We start from the raw sequence: 15,026 nt of genomic DNA, 5'->3' as shown, positions 1-15,026 counted from the left end.
CACTCAAATCCGCAGGTCAGTCGGCAAGCCGTCTTGTTCAATCTGTGAAGCCTTGAGGGGGCCGCCGGTCTCGGGACCACCCTCAAGCTTTGCTGCATCAGTGCCAGCGATTAGCGTCGCTTGGCCATTTCGTTGATGAAGCGATCGAACAGAGGCGCTACGTCGTTCGGGCCAGGGCTGGCTTCAGGGTGACCCTGGAAGCTGAAGGCGCTTTTGTCGGTACGCTCGATGCCTTGCAGGGTGCCGTCGAACAGCGATTTGTGGATCGCGCGAACGTTGGCTGGCAGGGTCGCTTCGTCTACCGCAAAACCGTGGTTCTGGCTGGTTATCATCACCACACCGCTGTCCAGATCCTGGACCGGGTGGTTGGCACCGTGGTGGCCGTGGCCCATTTTCAGGGTCTTGGCACCGGAGGCCAGGGCCAGCAGCTGGTGACCGAGGCAGATGCCGAATACCGGAATCTCGGTTTCCAGCACGTCCTTGATCGCCTGGATCGCATAGTCGCAAGGCTCAGGGTCACCAGGGCCGTTGGACAGGAACACGCCATCCGGCTTCATGGCCAGAACGTCAGCGGCCGGGGTTTGTGCCGGCACGACGGTCACGCGGCAACCGCGCTCGACCAGCATGCGCAGGATGTTCAGTTTGACGCCGTAGTCGTAGGCAACCACGTGATAGGGCAGCTCGGAGGCTTCGATGGTTGCGTGACTGTCGGTTTTCAGGTCCCAGACCGTCGAGCGCCACTCGTACTGCTCTTTGGTGCTGACGACTTTCGCCAGGTCCATGCCTTTGAGGCCAGGGAAGCCCTGGGCTGCGGCAATAGCGGCCGCTTCGGAGATGTTGTCGCCGGCCATGATGCAGCCGTTCTGTGCGCCCTTTTCACGCAGGATGCGCGTCAGGCGACGGGTGTCGATACCGGCGATTGCCACAACGTTGTTGGCTTTCAGGTAGTCGGACAGGGACATGGTGTTACGCCAGTTGCTCGCAACCAGCGGCAGGTCACGGATAACCAAGCCTGCGGACCAGACGCGGTCGGACTCGGCATCTCCAGGGTTGGTGCCGGTGTTGCCGATGTGCGGGTAAGTCAGGGTAACGATCTGTTGGGCGTAGGAAGGATCGGTAAGGATTTCCTGATAGCCGGTCATTGCGGTGTTGAACACCACCTCACCAACGGTTTGACCGTCGGTTCCAATGGCTTCGCCGCGAAAAATGCTGCCATCAGCAAGGGCGAGTATGGCTGGCTTAGTCAAGAAGACCTCCCGTAAATAAAGCCTGAAAGGGCGATCGCAGGTGTAAAAAAGCGGAGTGACGTATGGACACGTCACCCCGCTCATTCACTGAATTATTCTGCGCGCTTTTAGTGAACACACTAAAGCTGTAGCTTACAGAAAAAGGCATTTTTGGTCTACCGCCAATGAGCCTTAAAGGCCGGAGAATGCGACAGGACGTCGCTTGGCGGAATAAAACCGGGCTCAAACGCTGGGTTTGAACCCGATTTCGGGCGCATCTTAACGCAAGTCGAGCACGTCTTGCATGTCATAAAGACCCGGCTCGCGACCAGCCAGCCACAAAGCAGCACGTACTGCGCCCTTGGCGAAGGTCATGCGACTGGACGCTTTATGCGTGATCTCGACACGCTCACCATCAGCGGCGAACAGCACGGTGTGATCACCGACGATGTCACCGGCACGCACAGTGGCGAAGCCGATGGTTTCGCGAGCACGAGCACCGGTCTGGCCTTCACGACCGTAGACCGCCACCTTCTTCAGATCACGCCCCAGCGCATCGGCAATCACTTCTCCCATGCGAACGGCAGTACCGGACGGCGCATCGACTTTATGCCGATGGTGGGCCTCAGTGATCTCGATATCGACATCATCACCCAGCACGCGAGCAGCGGTGTCGAGCAGCTTCAGGCACAGGTTGACACCGACGCTGAAGTTGGCCGCGAAGACGATCGGAATGTCCCTGCCCGCTTCCGCCAGCAATTGCTTCTCTTCAACGCTGAAACCGGTGGTACCGATGATCATCGCCTTGTGATGCTTGCGGCAGAATGCAAGGTTCTTCAGCGTCACCGTCGGGTGCGTGAAGTCGATCAGCACGTCAAACTCGTCAACCACGCGATCCAGATCACCCGACAGAGGCACACCGATACGACCCAGCGCAGCCAGTTCGCCGGCATCTGCGCCGACCAGCGAGCTGTCCGGACGATCAATGGCCGCCGTCAGACCCGCGCCCGGCTGCTGCTGCACAGCTTCGATCAGGGTTTTGCCCATGCGCCCGGCGGCGCCCATCACTGCAATACGTCGCATGCCCGTCTCCTTACAAATCGCCGAAGAAGCGCTTCACGCCTTCGAACCAACCGGTGGTTTTCGGCGAATGGCTGTTGTCATCCGCCAGCGAACTGCGGAACTCTTCCAGCAATTCGCGCTGTCGACGACCCAGGTTGACCGGGGTTTCGACCGCCACACGGCACATCAAGTCACCGGCACCGCCGCCACGCACTGGCGCAACGCCTTTGCCGCGAACGCGGAACTGCTTACCAGTCTGAGTCCCCTCAGGAATCTTCAGTTTGACTCGACCATCAAGGGTCGGAATCTCCAGCTCGCCGCCCAGCGCTGCATCAACAAAACTGATCGGCACTTCGCAGAACAGGTGCTTGCCGTCGCGCTGGAAGATCGCGTGCTCGCGCACATTGATCACCACATACAGATCGCCCGTCGGACCACCCTGCGCACCCGCCTCGCCTTCGCCGGACAGACGAATGCGATCACCGGTATCCACACCGGCCGGCACTTTCACCGAGAGGGTTTTGTACTCTTCGACACGGCCTTCGCCGTTGCAGGAGTTGCACGGGTCGGAAATGATCTTGCCTTGGCCATGGCAACGCGGGCAGGTCTGCTGCACCGAGAAAAAGCCCTGCTGCATGCGCACCTGGCCAATACCGCCACATGTCGGGCAAGTGACCGGCGAGGAGCCCTTCTTGGCACCCGAGCCGTCGCACGGTTTGCAGTTGACCAGTGTCGGAACGCGGATATTCACGGTCGTGCCGCGCACCGCTTCTTCCAAGTTCAGCTCCAGGGTGTAACGCAAGTCGCTGCCGCGCTGAGCGCCGCCACGGGCACCGCCGCGACCGCCACCGAAGAAATCGCTGAAAACATCACCAAAGATGTCGGAGAAGTTCTGACCGCCAAATCCGGCACCGCCACCACCCATGCTTGGGTCGACGCCGGCATGACCGTACTGGTCGTAGGCCGCACGCTTGCTGGAATCGGACAGAACTTCGTAGGCCTCGTTGGCCTCCTTGAACATCTCTTCCGACGCTTTGTCATCGGGATTACGGTCCGGGTGGTGCTTCATCGCCAGGCGACGGTAGGCCTTTTTCAGGTCTGCTTCGCTTGAGCCGCGCTCAACACCCAATATTTCGTAATAGTCACGCTTTGCCATAAGTCTTTGCACTCTTAAGGACGTCCGGCAAACCCCTCCTGAGCCTCGCCAAACTCGTTGAGCCCCAATACAGGCCCGGACCCAACTCACGTCAATTCAACGATCCTGGTCTTTGATTCAATGCGGTACTTTCGGCTCGAAAAGCAGGAGCATTCCCGGCCATACCGCCAGCATTCGAGCGTTGTCGCATGCTGTAAAAATTCTCTAACTCCAGACACGCCAACGCGGGAGCAAGCTCCCGCGCGGCGACATCCTACCAGTCACCGCCTGAAGGCAGTCAACCGGGCGACCAACAACTTACTTGTGGTCTTTGACTTCTTCGAACTCGGCATCAACAACGTCGTCGGCTTTTTCAGCTTTTTCGTCATTAGGTGCCGCGCCTTCGGCAGGCTGGGCCTGTTCGGCGTACATCTTCTGCGCCACTGGAGCAGAGACTTTCGACAGCTCTTCAACCTTGGCTTCGATTGCAGTCTTGTCGTCGCCTTTGACAGCGGCTTCCAAAGCGACAACAGCGGCTTCGATTGCAGTCTTCTCTTCAGCGCTCACTTTGTCGCCAGCATCAGCGACCATTTTGCGCGTCGAGTGAACCAGCGCATCGCCCTGGTTACGGGCAGCGGCCAGCTCTTCGAACTGGCGATCTGCGTCGACGTTGGCTTCAGCATCGCGAATCATCTGCTGAATCTCTTCCTCGGACAGACCGGAGTTGGCCTTGATCACGATCGACTGGGTCTTGCCGGTAGCCTTGTCTTTCGCGCCTACGTGCAGGATGCCGTTGGCGTCGATGTCGAAGGTCACTTCAATTTGTGGCACGCCACGTGGCGCTGGTGGAATCTCGGCCAGGTCGAACTTGCCCAAGGACTTGTTCTGAGCCGCTTGCTTACGCTCACCTTGCAGCACGTGAATGGTCACAGCACCCTGGTTGTCATCGGCAGTCGAGAACACTTGCGATTTCTTGGTAGGAATCGTGGTGTTTTTCTCGATCAGGGCGGTCATCACGCCGCCCATGGTTTCGATACCCAGGGTCAACGGACTAACGTCCAGCAGCAGAACGTCTTTCACGTCGCCAGCCAATACCGCGCCCTGGATAGCAGCACCCATGGCTACAGCTTCGTCCGGGTTCACGTCTTTACGAGCTTCTTTACCGAAGAACTCGGTCACCAGCTTCTGAACCAGTGGCATACGGGTCTGACCGCCGACCAGGATCACGTCGTTGATCGCGCCAACGTCTATACCGGAGTCTTTCAGAGCGATGCGGCAAGGTTCGATGGTGCGTTGAACCAGGTCTTCAACCAGAGCTTCCAACTTGGCGCGAGAGATTTTCACGTTCAAGTGCTTCGGACCGGTGGCGTCTGCAGTGATGTACGGCAGGTTCACGTCGGTCGACAGCGCAGAGGACAGCTCGATCTTGGCTTTTTCAGCGGCTTCTTTCAGGCGCTGCATTGCCAGCGGGTCACCTTTGAGGTTCATGCCGCTTTCTTTCTTGAATTCGTCGACGAGGTAGTCGATCAGACGAATGTCAAAGTCTTCACCGCCCAGGAACGTGTCACCGTTGGTGGCCAACACTTCGAACTGGTGCTCGCCATCGACTTCAGCGATTTCGATCACGGAAACGTCGAAAGTACCGCCGCCCAGGTCGTAAACGATCACGGTGTGATCGCCCTTCGCCTTGTCCATACCGTAGGCCAGAGCGGCTGCGGTTGGTTCGTTGATGATGCGTTTTACGTCCAGACCAGCAATACGGCCGGCGTCTTTGGTTGCTTGACGCTGGCTGTCGTTGAAATAGGCCGGAACGGTGATCACCGCTTCAGTCACTGGCTCGCCGAGGTAGTCTTCGGCGGTTTTCTTCATTTTCTTCAGAATTTCAGCCGAGATTTGTGGCGGCGACATTTTCTGGCCGTTCACTTCAACCCAAGCATCACCGTTGTCAGCCTTGGCGATCTTGTAAGGCACCATCTTGATGTCTTTCTGTACGACTTCTTCGTCGAACTTACGACCGATCAGACGCTTCACCGCGTACAGGGTGTTATGCGGATTGGTCACAGCCTGACGTTTGGCGGACTGGCCAACCAGGATTTCGCCGTCGTTGGCGTAAGCGATGATCGACGGCGTGGTACGCGCGCCTTCAGCGTTTTCGATAACTTTGGCTACGCCGTTTTCAAGCACGGAGACGCAGGAGTTGGTAGTCCCCAGGTCGATACCGATAATTTTGCCCATGTTCACTCTCCCGAAACTTTGGATTTGGTTGCCGCAGCAGTGGTGGCTAACTGCGGTAGCACTTAAACGCTTGACTTCTAAATGGGGGCCTTGCGGCTAATTTCAAGCCTGTTCGTCAATAGAAGGCGAAACTGGCGCAGGGGCCTTGCTGACCACGACCATGGCCGGGCGCAGCAGACGACCGTTAAGCTGATAACCCTTCTGGAACACCTTGAGCACGCTGTTCGGCTCAACATCAGCGCTTTCCTGCATGGCCATTGCCTGATGCTGAACAGCGTTGAACGGTTCGCCATGCGGATCGATCGTTTCCAGCTGATAGCGCTTCAGGGTGTCCTGGAACATTTTCAGGGTCAGCTCGATGCCTTCACGCATTGGGCGGATGCTTTCGTCATCCGGGTTGGACAACTCCAAGCCACGCTCCAGGCTGTCAATGATCGGCAACAAATCGCCAGCAAACTTTTCCAGGGCGAATTTGTGCGCTTTTTCTACATCCTGCTCGGCGCGACGGCGGACGTTCTGCAGATCGGCGGCAACACGCAAAGCCTGATCCTGCGCGCCTGCCAGTTGCTCTTCGAGCACTTGTACACGAGCCGCCAGGTCTTCACCCGAAGCCGCGGAGCCCTGGTTGGCGTCTTGATTTTGCGTATCCACTGTCTGTTCGTCAGCCATAGATTTCTCCTTTTAATATCGTCCGTGAGCTCAACTCACGCTTCTGTCCCGGTATATGGGGCCGCAAAAATCAGCTTCAAGGGGTTTGTTGCGATTAACCCTACAAAAAGCGCTGCATTGCGATGACCCGATGCTCTAGGCATTTCGTCAGACCGAGCAAATCGAGCTAAGCGAGGGCATTGTCAGGCGCAAATAAAACACTGTATAAATAACCAGACCTAAAGCCTGGGAGCGGCCTTTATGCTGGTGCACCTGTCCGTACATAACTACGCCATCGTTGAACATCTCGATCTCGAACTCGATCGCGGGATGAGCGTGATCACCGGGGAAACCGGCGCCGGCAAGTCGATCATGCTCGACGCCTTGGGCCTGACCTTGGGTGATCGCGCCGACAGCGGCGTGGTCCGTCCCGGCGCGGACAAGGCCGACATTCTGGCGACCTTCGACCTGGTCGATATCCCGGAAGCCAGCGCCTGGCTCGCCGAGCGCGACCTTGAAAGCGATGGCCCGTGCATCCTTCGCCGGGTAATCACCGCAGAAGGACGCTCACGCGGCTATATCAACGGCACGCCTTGCCCGCTCGGCGATCTCAAAGCCCTCGGCGAACTGCTGATCGATATCCACAGCCAGCACGAACACCAATCCCTGCTGAAGACCGACACTCACCGCCGCCTGCTCGACGAATACGCCGGCGCCACCGACCTTGCCCGTCAGGTGCAACTGGCCGCCCAACGCTGGCGCCAGACTCGCCAGGAGCTGGAGCGTCTCTCCAATTCCGGCGACGAGCAGCGCGCCCGCCATCAATTGCTCAGCTATCAACTCGAAGAGCTGGAAAACCTCGGCCTCGGCGAAAACGAGCTGGAGCAACTGGAACAGGAACACAAGAACCTGACCAATGCCGAAACCCTGCTGGGCATCTGCCGGCAAGTGGTCGAGCAGTGCAGCGAAAGTGATTCCGGCAATGTCCTGAACGCGCTGACCGCAAGCCTCAATCGTCTATCGAGCGTCAATAACTCGATCGGCGCACTGGGTGAAGCCAGCAGCCTGCTGACCAGCGCACAGATACAGGTCGAAGAAGCCGTGGGTGAGCTCAACCGCTTTCTCGACAACTTCGACGCCGACCCGGCGCGGCTTCAGTACCTGGAAGAACGCCTGGATGCGATCTACACGATGGTGCGCAAACATCGCATCCAGCCGACCGAAGTCGCCGAGATGCAGCAGCGCTTGCTGGATGAAATCGAAACCCTGAACGCCAACGACGAATCCATTGAGCGACTGAGCGATGAGCTGGCCTCTTATGCCCGTCATTATCAGGAGAAGGCTCGGGAGCTGAGCGACCTGCGCCATCAAGCCTCGAACAGCCTTGCCAACGCAGTGGAACAGGAAATCCAGCGACTGGGCATGCCCGGCGGGCGCTTCACTATCGAATTACGCCCTAACAGCAGCGACGAGCTGCTGCCCAATGGGCTTGAGCAGGTAGAGCTGCTGGTCAGCGCCAACCCCGGCCAGCCATTGAAAGCCTTGGCCAAAGTGGCCTCGGGTGGCGAGCTGTCACGGATCAGCCTGGCTATTCAGGTGATCACAGCGCAGACCTCACGCGTACCGACGCTGGTGTTCGACGAAGTGGACGTCGGCATCGGCGGCCCCACCGCCGAGATCGTTGGCCAGTTGCTGCGCCGCCTCGGTGAACGCGGGCAGGTGCTGACGGTGACCCACCTGCCGCAAGTGGCCGCTCAGGGCCATCAACATCTATTCGTGCACAAGGTGCGCGGCGAAGAGGCAACCCACACGGCTGTTTCCAAACTGAGCAAGAATGAGCGCGTTGAAGAAGTGGCGCGGATGCTGGGCGGCATCGATCTGACCAAAGAATCCTTGGCTCACGCGAAAAAAATGGTCGTTAGCGCAAAAATTTAAGGACGGCAGAAAGCACGAAGACGACCTTGGGGTCGCCTTCGCTCGTTTCGCGAATGTGAAATTCGCGCGACATGCTTACTTTTTCTTGCGTACGTACAACACCAGATTGTGATCAACCATCTCGAAGCCGTACTTATCGACGATGGCTTTCTGCAGGCGCTCGATTTCTTCGTCGAAGAATTCGATCACTTCGCTGGTTTCGACGTTGACCATATGGTCGTGATGCTTGCCGTCATCCAGCTCGAAGACCGCATGGCCTCCGTCGAAGTTGTGCCGCACCACAAGGCCAGCTGCCTCGAACTGAGTCAGTACACGGTAAACCGTGGCCAGACCGACGTCCTCACCAGCCTCCATCAGCGCCTTGTAAACATCCTCGGCACTCATGTGGCGTTGCTCGGCGGAATCGAGCATTTGCAGAATTTTGACCCGTGGAAGGGTCACTTTGAGGCCGGCTTTGCGTAGTTCGCTATTTTCAACCATGGTCAGCTTTCTCGCGATGCTGCTTCGCAGCTTCTCTTAATGCGGGTATGATCGGCGTTTACGTTGTCCCAGCCAAGATAGTGGAAGTCGCCCACCGATGCAAAACACCAAGCTCTTGCTAACCAGTTTCACCTTTGTGGGACTGCTCGCACTCGCCGGTTGTTCATTCCCCGGGGTTTACAAAATCGACATCCAGCAGGGCAATGTCGTCACGCAGGACATGATAAACCAGTTACGCCCGGGAATGACCCGTAAGCAAGTACGGTTTATCATGGGCAACCCCCTGCTGACCGACACGTTCCATGCCGATCGCTGGGATTATCTGTACAGCCTGCAACCGGGTGGCGGTGAACGCCAACAGGAACGCATTAGCGTTATCTTCAACCCAAATGACCAACTTGTCAGCCTCTCTGGTGATTTCATGCCAGGCGTGAGCCGCGACGAAGCCATTCTCGGCAAGGACAGTGGTACAACAGTCACTGCACCAGCAGAAAACGCCGAGAAGCCGAAACCGGAAAAACCGGTCAAGCCAGGTTCGTTGCTGGACCAGATCCAGAAGGACGTAGACGGTGTAGAAACCGTTCCGGTCCCGACGCCAGAACCGCTGGAAACTTCGCCGCAATAATTTGCGACGCAATAAAAAACCCGGACTTTCCGGGTTTTTTATTGCCCTGCGTTTGAACGGATCACTGATTTCGGGCTTTGGCCTCGGCAGCCTTGGCGGCACGCAGCCGACGAACCTCTTTCGGATCTGCCAGCAATGACCGGTAAATCTCGATGCGATCACCTGCCTGGACAGGACGACTGTCCGGGTCAGCGATCACCTTACCGAAGATCCCCACCGGGCAATTGGCCAGATCCAGCTCCGCAAAGGCCTCGCCAACGCCTGACGCCAGCAAAGCCGCGCGTACTGTCGTTCCTGCTGGCACCGACACAGCGAGAAGCACCTGACGATCAACTGCGGCGTAGACCACCTCGACGTCAACCATCGACTCAACCATGCATCTGTTTGACGCGCTGGCAAAACGCGTCCACCAGCGTGTTTGCGGCCTGGTTGAACAGCGGCCCCAAGGTTGCGCGAACAATCGGCCCGGCATAATCGAAGGACAGGTCCAGACTGATCTTGCAGGCCTTTTCGCCCAACGGCTTGAACACCCAAATGCCGTGCAACTGGGTGAAAGGTCCTTCCTCGAGGTTCATTTCGATCGAATGGCCAGGCACTAAAGTGTTTCTGGTGACGAAATGCTGACTCAACCCACCCTTGGCCACGCCCACACTGGCACGCATGTGTTCGGGAGTGCTTTCCAGCACTTCGGCGGTGGAACACCACGGCAGAAATTCCGGGTAACGCGCCACGTCGTTGACCAGGTCATACAGCGCTTGCGCCGGGTAGGGCAGCAGAGCCGAACGTTGAATGTGTGTCGTCATGTCAGCGTCACTTCCACAGCTGTGCGGCAAACACTACGAGAATGCCGATGGGCGCCACATAGCGCATCAAGAACAAGGACAGGGCGAACAACGCAGGGTTGCGGATCGACAACTCGTCGCGCACCGCTTCACGCCCCATCACCCAGCCTGCAAACACCACGAAACACAAACCACCGAGTGGCAACATGATCCGCGAAGTGAAGAAATCGATCACGCCAAAGAAATCCAGACCGCCTGCGGCACCCCATTGATAGAGATGGAACATCCCGCCTTCGTTCACGAAAAATTTGGCTTCCTTCCAGATATTGAAGGAAAACACCGTGCCCAGCCCCACAAACCAGCAGATAAACGCCAGCCAGAAAGTCACCCAGGCGCGACTGACTTTCGTGCGCTCGACCAGGTAAGCCACCATCGGCTCGAGCAGGGAAATCGCGGAGCTCCAGGCAGCCACCGCGACCAGTACGAAGAACACTACGCCCATCAACTGGCCGAACGCTACGTTACCGAAGGCAAACGGCAAGCTGACAAACATCAGGCCCGGGCCTTCGCTCGGGTTCAAGCCCGCAGCGAACACAATCGGAAACAATGCCAGACCGGCCACCAGAGAAACGAAGGTGTCGAGCAGCGCCACGCCGACCACGGTGCCGGAGATCGACGAATGCTTCGGCATGTAAGCGCCGTAAATCATGATCGAACCGACGCCCACGCTCAGGGAGAAGAACGCGTGCCCCATGGCCGGGAGTAAGCCGTCGAGGACTTTTTCCGGGTGGAAGTCGAACATGAAATGCACGCCTTCCATGAAATGCCCGGTGGTCATGCTGTAGCCCAGCAGCACCAGAATCATCACAAAGAGCAGCGGCATCATGATTCTTAGGCTGCGTTCAAGCCCGGCGACCACGCCTTTGGCGATCACGACGGCAGACAGCAGCATGAAAATCGTGTGCCAAAGTGTCAGGCGCCACGGATCGGCGATCACATTGCCAAAGTAAGCGCCGACCTGATCGGGCGTTGCCCCCTGGAAGTCGCCACGGCCCATGTCGATGATGTAATCCAGCGACCAGCCGCCGACCACACTATAGAAAGACAGGATCAACAACGCCGTCATCATCCCGGCGAACGCGCCCCAGGACCACTTGCCCGAATGCCCCGCCTCCACCGCCAGCACCTTCAAGGCGTTGGCCGGGCTCTGCCGCGCGCGGCGGCCTATCAGGGTTTCGGCCAGCATGACCGGCACACCGATCAGCGCGATACAGGCCAGGAACATCAGCACAAAGGCGCCGCCACCATAGACGCCGACCATGTACGGGAATTTCCAGATACTACCCAGGCCCACGGCCGAACCGGTCGCGGCGAGTATGAAGACCCAGCGGCTAGCCCAACTGCCGTGGACAGAAACCTTGTCTGTCGACATCGTTATCACGCCCAAGCGTTCAAAAAAGAGGCCGCATTGTCCGGGATTCAATCAACCTGCTCAAGCACGTAGCGATACCGTAGCCGACTTGCGTGCAACTCCCTATAATGCCGCCCCTATGGCTAAACAGAAGAAACACCCAACAGGGACCATCGCGCAAAACAAAAAGGCGCGACACGATTACTTCATCGAACATAAGTTCGAGGCTGGTCTGGTCCTGGCCGGCTGGGAAGTAAAAAGTCTGCGGGCAAGCAAGCTGCAACTGGTTGACAGTTACGTGCTGCTCAAGGATGGCGAAGCCTGGCTGCTCGGCAGCCACATTACGCCACTGATGACCGCCAGCACCCACGTCATCGCTGATCCAACCCGCACCCGGAAATTGCTGCTCAACCGCCGCGAGCTTGAAAAGCTGGCCACCGCCGTGCAGCAAAAAGGTTACGCCTGCGTGTGCCTGTCCTGGTACTGGAGCAAGCACATGGTCAAGTGCGAGATCGCTCTGGGCAAGGGCAAGAAGGAATACGACAAGCGTGATACCGAACGCGAACGCGACGCCGGTCGCGAGTTGCAGCGTGCAGTGCGTAACAAGGGCAAGGAAGACTAATCTTTCGGCCTGATTGTGGCGAGGGAGCTTGCTCCCGCTGGGGTGCGAAGCAGCCCTCGCTTGAAGACTGCCGGCGACTGCTGCGCAGTCGAGCGGGAGCAAGCTCCCTCGCCACAGTCATCCCTACATCCCCTTGCGCCGCTCCGCCCGGGCCATGCGCTGCACTTCCTGACGCACTTCTTCCAGCACTTCCTGCACATACAGGATATGTCGGCTGGAGACTTCTCGCGCCTGTTCCGCTCGCCCTTCGATAATCGCCAGGTACAACTCCCGGTGCTGCGTGATCAGCATGTCGCGGGTTTCCGTGCGCTGCTTGTACATCCCGCCAATGTTGGTCACCACGTTGCGCTTGAGCAGATCGAACAGCCCACGGATGGTGTGCAGCAACACCGCGTTGTGACTGGCTTCAGCAATCGCCAGGTGAAATTTCGCATCCGCCGCGCCCTCTTCCGCCCGGCTCACTTCATCGTGACGCGTGTAGCAGTCCTGTAATTCATCGAAAGCCGCGGTCAGTCGCTCGCGATCGACATCCGTTGCGCGCAGTGCCGCGTAATAGGCGCAGGACGCCTCCAGCGTGTGGCGAAATTCCAGCAGATCGCGCTGGGCTTCGGGATTGCTTTCCAACAGATGCAACAGCGGATCGCTGAAGGTCGAACCCAGCGATTCCACCACATAATTGCCGCCCCCCTGGCGACTGACCAGCAAGCCTTTGGCCGCCAGTTTCTGGATCGCCTCGCGCAACGAAGGGCGCGACACACCGAACTGCTCGGCCAACGCGCGCTCGGCCGGCAAGCGCTCGCCAGACTTCAACGTGCCTTCGAGAATCATCCCCTCGAGCTGCTCGACAATATCGTCAGACAAACGGCGCTGACGAATCTGATCAAACCCCATAACTCAATTCTCCACGGTCCCGACGGCTCGCCGGGCTCTCTATTCTGGCCTATCGGCGCTGTGCCAGCACCTACCAGACGGCATTTGTTAAAGCGGATCAAGCCCACGACTCAGCACATATTCGACAAAAGTTTTAGGGCGACAAATTGACACACCGCATACAAGGCTTTTACCCTAGGCAACAGCGATTGTAAATTGGTATTACCAATTATCCAAGAACGCTGACCAGTGCCTGACCAACAACAATTAGGGGCCACCCCATATGCAAACCTGGCAACAGCTCTATACCCCGCTCGGCAGCCTTGGCGTCTCCGCGCTCGCGGCCGTTATCCCCATCGTGTTTTTCTTCCTGGCGTTGGCGGTGTTCCGCCTCAAAGGCCATGTGGCCGGCAGCATTACCTTGGCGTTGTCCATCGCCGTTGCAATCTTTGCTTTCCAGATGCCGGTTGATATGGCCTTCGCCGCTGCAGGTTATGGCTTTGCCTACGGTCTGTGGCCGATTGCCTGGATCATTGTCGCGGCCGTGTTCCTCTACAAACTGACGGTCAAGAGTGGTCAGTTCGAAGTGATCCGCAGCTCGGTGCTGTCGATCACCGACGACCAGCGTTTGCAGGTTCTGCTGATCGGCTTCTGCTTCGGTGCGTTCCTTGAAGGTGCCGCCGGATTCGGTGCGCCGGTAGCGATCACCGCCGCGCTGCTTGTAGGACTGGGCTTCAACCCGCTGTACGCCGCCGGCCTGTGCCTGATCGCCAACACCGCGCCGGTGGCCTTCGGTGCCTTGGGGATTCCGATCATCGTGGCCGGGCAAGTGACTGGCATCGACGCGTTCAAGATCGGCGCCATGACCGGTCGCCAACTGCCGTTGCTGTCGCTGTTCGTGCCGTTCTGGCTGGTGTTCATGATGGACGGCCTGCGCGGCGTTCGGGAGACCTGGCCTGCTGCGCTGGTGGCCGGCTTGAGCTTTGCCATCACCCAATACTTCACGTCGAACTTCATCGGCCCGGAGTTGCCGGACATCACCTCGGCCCTGGCCAGCCTGATTTCCCTGACGCTGTTCCTGAAAGTCTGGCAGCCAAAACGCGCCGCCGGCCAACACATCGCCGGTGCCGTTTCGGCATCCGTGGTGACCGCCAGCGCCGGCGGTTTCGGCCAGCCGCGCACCAGCGTGGCGTCGCCTTACAGCCTGTTCGAAATCGTCAAAGCCTGGTCGCCGTTCCTGATCCTCACCGTGCTGGTCACCATCTGGACCCTGAAACCGTTCAAAGCCATGTTCGCCGCCGGCGGTTCGATGTACAGCTGGGTGTTCAACTTCGCCATCCCGCACCTGGATCAGATGGTGATCAAGGTCGCGCCGATCGTGACTGCGCCGAATGCCATTCCAGCGGTGTTCAAACTCGATCCGATTTCCGCGACCGGCACGGCGATTTTCTTCTCCGCGCTGATCTCGATGCTGGTGCTGAAGATCAACATCAAAACTGGTCTGACCACTTTGAGAGAGACCTTCTACGAGCTGCGCTGGCCGATTCTGTCCATCGGCATGGTCTTGGCATTCGCCTTCGTCACCAACTACTCGGGCATGTCTTCGACCATGGCACTGGTATTGGCAGGCACTGGCGCGGCATTCCCATTCTTCTCGCCATTCCTCGGCTGGCTGGGCGTGTTCCTGACCGGTTCCGATACCTCGTCCAACGCCCTGTTCAGTTCGCTGCAAGCGACCACCGCGCACCAGATCGGCGTGAGCGATGTGCTGCTGGTGGCGGCAAATACCAGCGGCGGCGTGACCGGCAAGATGATCTCGCCGCAATCGATCGCCGTGGCCTGCGCCGCGACCGGGCTGGTGGGCAAGGAATCGGACCTGTTCCGCTTCACCCTCAAGCACAGCCTGTTCTTCGCAACCATCGTCGGCCTGATCACCTACGTCCAGGCCTACTGGCTCACTGGCATGTTGGTGCACTAGGGACTACAAGCCACATC

Annotated in this window: 14 protein-coding genes; 4 read left to right on the top strand and 10 right to left on the bottom strand. The window is 58.4% G+C overall.

Going from position 1 to position 15,026, the window contains the following annotated elements; genetic code table 11:
• Nucleotides 1-110: 110 nt before the first annotated feature.
• The 5 genes from carA to grpE form a co-directional block, all read right to left on the bottom strand.
• The gene (carA, locus tag ACA051_RS03975) at nt 111-1,247 is read right to left on the bottom strand and encodes a glutamine-hydrolyzing carbamoyl-phosphate synthase small subunit (protein WP_497373596.1); all 1,137 of its coding nucleotides are present in this window, start codon (nt 1,245-1,247) and stop codon (nt 111-113) included.
• Nucleotides 1,248-1,505: 258 nt separating this feature from the next.
• Nucleotides 1,506-2,309 (bottom strand): 4-hydroxy-tetrahydrodipicolinate reductase, encoded by an 804-nt coding sequence (gene dapB, locus ACA051_RS03970; protein ID WP_497307935.1) that lies wholly within the window; start codon nt 2,307-2,309, stop codon nt 1,506-1,508.
• Between the two features lie 10 nt (nt 2,310-2,319).
• Nucleotides 2,320-3,444, bottom strand: a complete 1,125-nt coding sequence (gene dnaJ / locus ACA051_RS03965; RefSeq protein WP_010463516.1) for a molecular chaperone DnaJ — start codon at nt 3,442-3,444, stop codon at nt 2,320-2,322.
• 297 nt (nt 3,445-3,741) lie between these two features.
• Nucleotides 3,742-5,658, bottom strand: coding sequence for a molecular chaperone DnaK (gene dnaK, locus ACA051_RS03960; RefSeq protein WP_497307933.1), 1,917 nt, complete (start codon nt 5,656-5,658; stop codon nt 3,742-3,744).
• 102 nt (nt 5,659-5,760) lie between these two features.
• Nucleotides 5,761-6,327 carry a nucleotide exchange factor GrpE gene (gene grpE, locus ACA051_RS03955; protein WP_497307932.1) on the bottom strand — a complete coding sequence of 189 codons (567 nt, stop codon included), beginning with the start codon at nt 6,325-6,327 and terminating at the stop codon, nt 5,761-5,763.
• A 240-nt stretch (nt 6,328-6,567) separates the two neighbouring features.
• On the opposite strand from grpE, the gene recN reads away from it, so the two are divergent.
• Nucleotides 6,568-8,241 carry a DNA repair protein RecN gene (recN, locus tag ACA051_RS03950; RefSeq protein ID WP_497373594.1) on the top strand — a complete coding sequence of 558 codons (1,674 nt, stop codon included), beginning with the start codon at nt 6,568-6,570 and terminating at the stop codon, nt 8,239-8,241.
• Nucleotides 8,242-8,316: 75 nt separating this feature from the next.
• Here the strand turns inward: recN and fur are convergent, their stop codons facing one another.
• Nucleotides 8,317-8,721, bottom strand: coding sequence for a ferric iron uptake transcriptional regulator (gene fur / locus ACA051_RS03945; RefSeq protein WP_003197684.1), 405 nt, complete (start codon nt 8,719-8,721; stop codon nt 8,317-8,319).
• A gap of 97 nt (nt 8,722-8,818) precedes the next feature.
• Between fur and ACA051_RS03940 the strand changes: the two genes are divergently transcribed.
• Nucleotides 8,819-9,346 carry an outer membrane protein assembly factor BamE gene (locus ACA051_RS03940; RefSeq protein WP_010463534.1) on the top strand — a complete coding sequence of 176 codons (528 nt, stop codon included), beginning with the start codon at nt 8,819-8,821 and terminating at the stop codon, nt 9,344-9,346.
• A 61-nt stretch (nt 9,347-9,407) separates the two neighbouring features.
• Here the strand turns inward: ACA051_RS03940 and ACA051_RS03935 are convergent, their stop codons facing one another.
• From ACA051_RS03935 to ACA051_RS03925, 3 genes are read right to left on the bottom strand one after another with little or no spacing between them, the layout of a single operon-like run.
• Nucleotides 9,408-9,722, bottom strand: coding sequence for an RnfH family protein (locus ACA051_RS03935; protein WP_497307928.1), 315 nt, complete (start codon nt 9,720-9,722; stop codon nt 9,408-9,410).
• On the bottom strand, nt 9,715-10,149 hold the full coding sequence (locus tag ACA051_RS03930) for a type II toxin-antitoxin system RatA family toxin (protein ID WP_497307926.1): 435 nt from the start codon (nt 10,147-10,149) through the stop codon (nt 9,715-9,717). Before ACA051_RS03930 ends, ACA051_RS03935 begins: the two co-directional genes overlap by 8 nt.
• A 7-nt stretch (nt 10,150-10,156) precedes the next feature.
• Nucleotides 10,157-11,560 (bottom strand): sodium-dependent transporter, encoded by a 1,404-nt coding sequence (locus ACA051_RS03925; RefSeq protein WP_497307924.1) that lies wholly within the window; start codon nt 11,558-11,560, stop codon nt 10,157-10,159.
• 118 nt (nt 11,561-11,678) lie between these two features.
• On the opposite strand from ACA051_RS03925, the gene smpB reads away from it, so the two are divergent.
• A complete protein-coding gene (smpB, locus tag ACA051_RS03920; protein WP_008149046.1) occupies nt 11,679-12,161 on the top strand; it encodes an SsrA-binding protein SmpB in 483 nt (160 codons plus the stop codon).
• 123 nt (nt 12,162-12,284) lie between these two features.
• On the opposite strand, the gene ACA051_RS03915 is transcribed toward smpB, so the two are convergent.
• Nucleotides 12,285-13,052 carry an FCD domain-containing protein gene (locus tag ACA051_RS03915; protein ID WP_497307922.1) on the bottom strand — a complete coding sequence of 256 codons (768 nt, stop codon included), beginning with the start codon at nt 13,050-13,052 and terminating at the stop codon, nt 12,285-12,287.
• 262 nt (nt 13,053-13,314) lie between these two features.
• On the opposite strand from ACA051_RS03915, the gene ACA051_RS03910 reads away from it, so the two are divergent.
• Nucleotides 13,315-15,009 carry a lactate permease LctP family transporter gene (locus ACA051_RS03910; protein ID WP_497373592.1) on the top strand — a complete coding sequence of 565 codons (1,695 nt, stop codon included), beginning with the start codon at nt 13,315-13,317 and terminating at the stop codon, nt 15,007-15,009.
• Nucleotides 15,010-15,026 lie beyond the last annotated feature (17 nt).

It is taken from the genome of Pseudomonas sp. LBUM1669 (assembly GCF_059695705.1).
This window is presented reverse-complemented; position numbering and strand designations above follow the sequence as displayed.